This window comes from Bradyrhizobium sp. BRP56 (genome assembly GCF_020194035.1).
GTDB classification, from domain to species: domain Bacteria; phylum Pseudomonadota; class Alphaproteobacteria; order Rhizobiales; family Xanthobacteraceae; genus Bradyrhizobium; species Bradyrhizobium australafricanum.
Window position 1 is genome coordinate 47,429 of record NZ_JADYVV010000066.1, and the last position, 6,357, is coordinate 53,785.

A 6,357-nucleotide genomic window follows, 5' to 3' on the forward strand; every position below is an offset into this window, starting at 1 on the left:
AATGCCCATGGATGATGACATCGCCCCTGACGCCAAGACGGACAGCGTGCCGACGCCGGCGTCGCTGATCCCGCCGCTCCGCCAGGCCGCGGTGCTGCTTGACATCGACGGCACCCTGCTCGATTTCGCGCCGACGCCGCGCGAGGTCTGGGTGCCGCCGGAACTGTCGACCACGCTGAAGCAGCTGCATGAGCGCACCCACGGCGCGCTGGCGCTGGTCAGCGGCCGCTCCCTCAACGACATCGACCTGATCTTCGCGCCGGAAGTGTTTCCCGCGATCGGCGGCCACGGCGCCGAGATGCGGTTGCAGCCGGACAGCGAGGCGGTCGCCGCACACGCGCCGCCGCTCGACAAGGAGTTGAAGCGCCGTCTTGCCGCGATCGCAAAGCTGAGCCCCGGCATTCTGCTCGAGGACAAGGGCTATTCGCTGGCGCTGCACTATCGGCTGGCGCCGCAGGCGGAGAAGGCGATCTATGAAGCGGTGTCGCTGATCCGCGCCGAGTTGCCGAATGCGCCGATTGAGGTGCTGCCGGGCAAGAGCGTCTGCGAGATCAAGCATTCCGGCTTCACCAAGGCGACCGGCGTGCTCGAGCTGATGACGCATGAGCCGTTCAAGGGACGGCGTCCGTTCTTCATCGGCGACGACGTCACCGACGAGACCGTGTTCGCGATCATGCCCGATTTCGACGGTCTCGCGTTCTCCGTCGGCCGTCGCGCAACCGGCGTCGCCGGACATTTCGACGGACCGAGCGATGTGCGCGAATTCCTCGCGCATCTGCTCGACGTTGATAGGGACGTCAGCCTGTCCTAACCGAAACGCATTCATCGCAGCCGAATCGAATACGGTGCTTTTGCGTCGTGGCGTCAACCTGGCGCGTAATTTTCTTTTCGCGAGTTCCCGCGAGTTCCGTGCGTGTTCGCCAGAATTTGGTTTCAATTGGGAGATTCCTTGATCAGGAACCATCTTGATGAATGGTTGTTAATACGCGAGTTGACCAACAGGAGGGGACCTGGTGAACCTCGTCGTCGTATCGAACCGCGTCTCGCGCGGAAAACCCAATGAACCCATGACGGGGGGGCTGGCTGCGGCATTGTTGCCGGTGGTGGAAAAGACAGGGGCAATATGGGTTGGTTCCAGCGGACGCGTCCGCGACGGGAACCTGAAGGAACCTTTCGCGGAGGTCGAAGCGCTCGGGGCGGGCGCGCTGGCGATGCTCGATCTGCCGGCTGCGCACTATGGCGGCTATTACGAAGGCTTTGCCAATTCGGCGCTGTGGCCCGCGATGCATTCGCGCGCCGATCTGATTCGTGCATCCCGCGAGGACTACGCGAGCTATCGCGAAGTGAACGCGTTCATGGCGCGCGCGTTGCTGCGCTTCCGCAAGCCGGATTCCGTATTCTGGGTCCAGGACTATCATTTCCTCGCACTCGGCGCCGAGCTGCGCGATCTCGGCGTCACGCAGCCGATCGGCTTCTTCCTGCACACGCCATGGCCGGCGCGCGCGGTGATCGCGGGCGTGCCCAATCATCGCGAGCTGATCGAGGCGATGCTGTCCTATGACCTGATCGGCTTCCAGACCGATGAGGACTGCGAGAACTTCCTGAGCTATGTGCTGCACGATCTCGACTTCGAGGTGCGCGACGGCGTGATCAATTCGTCGTTCGGCCGCACCCGCGCCGCGGTGTTTCCGATCGGCATCGACCCCGGCAAGTTCGCGCAGCAGGCGACCAAGGCGATGACGCATCCCGACGTGACGCGGCTGCGGCGCAGTCTCAATGGCGAGAAGCTCGCGATTGGCGTCGACCGGCTCGACTACTCCAAGGGCCTCGTCAACCGCATCAAGGCGTTCGACAAGATGTGGACGCTGCATCCGAACCTGAAACGTTCGGTGTCGCTGCTGCAGATCGCAACGCCCTCGCGCGGCGCGATCGAAGCCTACGGCAATCTGCAGAGCGAGGTGGCGAAGCTCGTCACCGACGTCAACGGCGTGCATGGCGAGGTCGACTGGACGCCGATCCGCTACCTCAACAAGGGCTTTGGCCAGGGCGTGCTCGCAGGCCTTTACCGCACCGCGCAGGTCGGCGTCGTGACGCCGCTGCAGGACGGCATGAACCTCGTCGCCAAGGAATATGTCGCCGCGCAAAACCCGGCGGACCCCGGCGTGCTGGTGCTGTCGAAATTCGCCGGAGCGGCGAACGAGCTCGACGCCGCGCTGCTGGTCAATCCGCACGATATCGACGGCATGGCGCGCACCCTGGCGACGGCCCTCGCGATGCCGCTGACCGAGCGGCGGATGCGCTGGGAAGCGATGATGGAGAAGCTCAACAGCGGCACCATCCAGCAATGGTTCGCCGATTTCATCGAGGCGCTGCAGGATACGCACAATGCGGGAAACGCGGCGCTGCCGGAGCCACCAACCCTGTGGCCGCGCCGCACGGCGGATTTTGCCGCGCGCTATCACTGAGCGAGCATGACGATGCAGGATGGGTGCGTTGATTCGCCCATCCGCGGTTCTGTCGTCCCTGCCTAATGCGTAATTGCGCACTAGGCAGGGAACGACACTGAATGTGTTGCGCGGCCAGTGGTCATAACTTCGCGTTCTCGCGACGGGGCTCGCGAAAGCGGGAATCCGGCATCCGTTCTTCCAGGAGCGATGCGGTCCAATAGATTCCGGGCTCGCGCCTGCGGCGAGCCTCCGGACGAAGAGGCGGGCTGATCGGATGCACTCATTGATTTGCGCCGGTCCGTGACCGGCGGCCGGCCAAAATCGCGCGCGTTCGCGCGCAAGGCCGCGGCGCGCGGCTGCCATCGCTATCAATTTACGCAATGTTTTCAATCTGTTGTGGAAATTTCACGCTCCCGGCCCGCGCTCCCTTGCAAAATCCGCCTCAGCCCTTCAAGAGAGGGCCTCCCGGAGAGATGGCCGAGTGGCTTAAGGCGCACGCTTGGAAAGCGTGTGTGCGGGAAACCGTACCGTGGGTTCGAATCCCACTCTCTCCGCCATTTCCACGATTTTGCGCGCCAGCCGCGATCTTCTCCCATCTTGTGCGACCGGCGGCGCGCATGCAGCGCTTACAACATGTGTGGCCCCGCCAAGAGAAGTTGAGCCTTCTTGAAGCTCCCCCCGTTTCTGGCAATCAAAGCCGCAACCGCTCTTATGAGGCAGACAGCGAGAGCGCAAGCACCGAAAGTACCAATGCCGGCGGCATGACCACAATGCCGAGTTGCAGAAAGCGAAGCGCGCCAACATGCTCACCCTCGCGCCGCAGCGCGATCAGCCACAGGATCGTGGCGAGTGAACCGGTGACTGAAAGGTTGGGTCCGAGGTCGACGCCGATCAGGATTGCGCCGGTGACGTGATGCGACGCCTGCGCGGCTTGCGTGGTCGTCGCCGCGATCAGACCCATCGGCAGATTGTTGATGAGGTTCGAGGCAATCGCCGTGATGACGCCGGCGCCCCATGAGGTTGCTTGCGGCGATAACGCGGCGGTTCGCTTGAGCTCTTCCGCGAGTGCCGGCAGCACGCCGGTGCGATTGAGACCCTCGACCAGGATGAACAGACCGGCGACGAGCGGAAGGACCGACCATGAGATATCGCGCGCGATCGATAGCGGCGATGTGCGGCCGAGCAGGAGCACGATCACGGTCACCATCGCCCCGCAGGCAAATGTCGGGATACCGAGATCCCGGCCCAATGCCGATGTGACGAGCAGGACCGCCGCCGTCGCGCCGATGCCGGCGGCGACGATCGCGGCACTCCTGGTAAGGACGGCCGGCTCTCCGTCGCGCTCATCGACACAACCCGACAGGCTGTTGCGCAGGCTGAGCCGGAGCATGATGAAGGTCGATGCAATCGCCACGATCGAGGGCAGCAGGAAGTAGTGCAGCCACTGCGGCAGCGTCGGCATCCGCGCGCCGAACAACACGAGATTAGCCGGATTAGAGATCGGCAGCACGAAGCTGGCGGCGTTAGCGATGAACGCACAGACGAAAAGATACGGCAGCGGCTCGACCTTCGCGGTACGGGTCGCGGCGTAGACCGCGGGCGTCAGCACGACGGCGGTGGCGTCGTTCGACAAGAAAATGGTAACCAGCGTACCGACTGCATAGACGATCGAAAACAACCGCGACGCTGAGTTGCGCGAATGCTTGACGGCCTGTTCGGCGAGCCAATCGAACAAGCCCTCTTTCCGAGCGACCTCGGCCAGCAGCATCATGCCGATCAGAAAGAAGTAGACGTCCGTTCCCTTGCCTGCCGCCGCGACGGCGTCTCGCCACGGCAACAGGTCAAAGGCGATCAGCAGGACGGCGCCGGTCACCGCCCAGATGTATTCCGGCAGATTCCAGGGGCGAGCAATGACGCCCAAGGTCGCAAGACCGGCGATTCCCCAGGTCGCGGCGTTGTGAGTGAACATCAGGCGACACTCGCGGCGCTTGAAACCATTGCATCCGATGCGTGCCCGGGCTTTGTCGCACAAGCAGGCTTCAACAACGGCGCGAAGACGCTCCACAGCGCGACTGAGACCGTGGCGCTGCCACCGAGAATGAGAAACATCGGCCCATACCCGAACTCCTGTGCGATCCAGCCACCGATCGCAGGGCTGAGCGAGGCACCGATGTTTTGGACCGTCATGACCGCGCCATGGCCGGCATTGATCCGCCCGGTCCCGTCGAGTATCCGCGCGACGAGGCCGGGCACTGCCACGCTCTGCAACCCCGCGCCGACGCCGTCAAAAATCTGTACCGGACAAACGCCCCAGCTGTTCAGGAGCCACGCCGCGATGATGCCCCGGACCGGCAAGGCGATGAACGACACCAGCATGACCAGCCAGTAGCCCTCCCTTTCGGCCATCCGCATCGCAACCAGCGAGGTCAGGATCATGGTGCCCTGGGCGATGACGATGGTCATTGCGACGAAGCTCGCGGGGTCGGCCTGCTTGTCGGCCACGACCGCCAGGCCGTACAGCGGGAGCATCGCCGCATTGCCGAGGTGGAAGAATAGGAGAGTTGCGGCGAGGATCAGCAATGGCTTCGATTCGATCAGCACTTGCAACCCGCTCGCGCGCTTGTCGTCCGTGCTCTCGCGTTCGAGCCCGCGGGCTGCGTCGTCGTCGATGGACGCGCTCGGGATCATCATAACGGAAGCGATCGAGAGAACACCGAAGACCGCCGCGAGCCAGAACACCGCGGTGAAGCCGTACGTCCAGCCGACGAATCCGGACAGCCCGGCGCCGACCATGTTGCCGGCATGGTTGAAGGCCTGGTTACGGCCGTTCTGTCGATTGAAGCCTGCCTGGCGGACGATACCCAGCGCGATGCCGGCGACGGCCGGACCGATCGCGGCGCCGGCAATCGCCGTCGCGACCTGTGAGGCTGCCACGAGCCAGAACTCCTGTGACAGCAGCACGATGCCGGAGGCGACGACAGTGCAGATGCCGGGGATGATGACGAACAGCTTCTTGCTGCGCGTGGCGTCGATCAGGGCTCCGGCCGGCGTCGTCATCAACATCCCGGCAACGCCGCCCGCCGTCATCACCGTCCCGATCCAGCCGGCCTGCCAGCCCTGCGCGAGCAGAAATACGCCGAGGAACGGCCCGATGCCGGCCTGCATGTCGGCCATGAAGAAGTTCAGCGCGAGCAGCGGACGAAGCGCCTTCTCTGGACTTGCGCTGTATGAGGCCGTCGGTGCTATCGACACGTTGTATCCCGATGCTTGATTGAACAATCTGCCCGTCCGATGAGATCCTCGACGCACCCGAGCCGGTTGAGTCCGGTTCGGGTCCGTTTTCCTGTTACGGTTGCTCAGAGCGGCGTCAGTCGTCCCCTAAGCGTCAAGCAGCTTCGTGTCCGTTGCCGACGAGCTTCGCTTTCCGGATCCGTCCACCCAATTCCACGTGCAGTTCGTAGGTCTCGCCGTTGCGCCGGCCGTCTATTTCGAAATGCTTGGGCTTGCGACGGGGCGTACCCATCGGTTCGAACCCGGCCGAGCGAGCGGCCTCGATCGCCGTGGCGGGGTCCGCGGGTTCGTGGTGGGCATGCTCGGGCTTCTTCTTGTGCTGGATCGTCACGCCCGCGCCATCGCACGCGAAATGCGTCACCTTGAGCTCAGAAGGCTTCTGCTCGCCTTCCAGTTCGACATCGGCTCCGATCCGGAGCTTGACGAGGTCTGCTCCATGCGGCGTGAGATCGGCAAGCACCATGCCCTTCGGGGTCTGAACCACAAAGCGGTGCGCAAAAACGTGCACGATCCTGCCGGACAATTTGATCTGGTCTTCGGACATCCTGATCTCCTGATTTTCTTCCATTCGTGATTTGCTCAAAGCGCTTTGGGCCCAGGGGGCGGTGGCGGTGCTCCG

Annotated in this window: 5 protein-coding genes and 1 tRNA gene; 3 read left to right on the forward strand and 3 right to left on the reverse strand. The window is 63.7% G+C overall.

Translation table 11 applies throughout. From position 1 onward, the window contains the following. The first annotated feature begins 1 nt into the window (after position 1). From otsB to I6F38_RS34085, 3 genes are all read left to right on the forward strand, one after another. Entirely contained in the window at positions 2 to 811 is an 810-nt protein-coding gene (otsB, locus tag I6F38_RS34075; RefSeq protein WP_092079356.1) for a trehalose-phosphatase, read from the forward strand. 202 nt (positions 812 to 1,013) lie between these two features. Next, entirely contained in the window at positions 1,014 to 2,465 is a 1,452-nt protein-coding gene (locus tag I6F38_RS34080; protein WP_225163499.1) for a trehalose-6-phosphate synthase, read from the forward strand. 449 nt (positions 2,466 to 2,914) lie between these two features. After that, positions 2,915 to 3,004 (forward strand) — tRNA-Ser (locus I6F38_RS34085). A 152-nt stretch (positions 3,005 to 3,156) separates the two neighbouring features. On the opposite strand, the gene I6F38_RS34090 is transcribed toward I6F38_RS34085, so the two are convergent. The 3 genes from I6F38_RS34090 to I6F38_RS34100 form a co-directional block, all read right to left on the reverse strand. Then, the gene (locus I6F38_RS34090; RefSeq protein WP_225163500.1) at positions 3,157 to 4,416 is read right to left on the reverse strand and encodes an arsenic transporter; all 1,260 of its coding nucleotides are present in this window, start codon (positions 4,414 to 4,416) and stop codon (positions 3,157 to 3,159) included. After that, positions 4,416 to 5,699 carry an MFS transporter gene (locus I6F38_RS34095; RefSeq protein ID WP_346657156.1) on the reverse strand — a complete coding sequence of 428 codons (1,284 nt, stop codon included), beginning with the start codon at positions 5,697 to 5,699 and terminating at the stop codon, positions 4,416 to 4,418. The genes I6F38_RS34090 and I6F38_RS34095 overlap by 1 nt, the downstream gene beginning before the upstream one ends. Before the next feature lie 133 nt (positions 5,700 to 5,832). Then, positions 5,833 to 6,357 (reverse strand): hypothetical protein (locus I6F38_RS34100; protein WP_225163501.1); only part of this gene is annotated, 525 nt, incomplete at its 5' end.

Excerpts from the sequence above, each read along its gene's own strand:
- otsB (WP_092079356.1), top strand. The coding sequence starts at position 2 with ATGCCCATGGATGATGACATCGCCCCTGACGCCAAGACGGACAGCGTG.
- I6F38_RS34090 (WP_225163500.1), bottom strand. The coding sequence starts at position 4,416 with ATGTTCACTCACAACGCCGCGACCTGGGGAATCGCCGGTCTTGCGACC.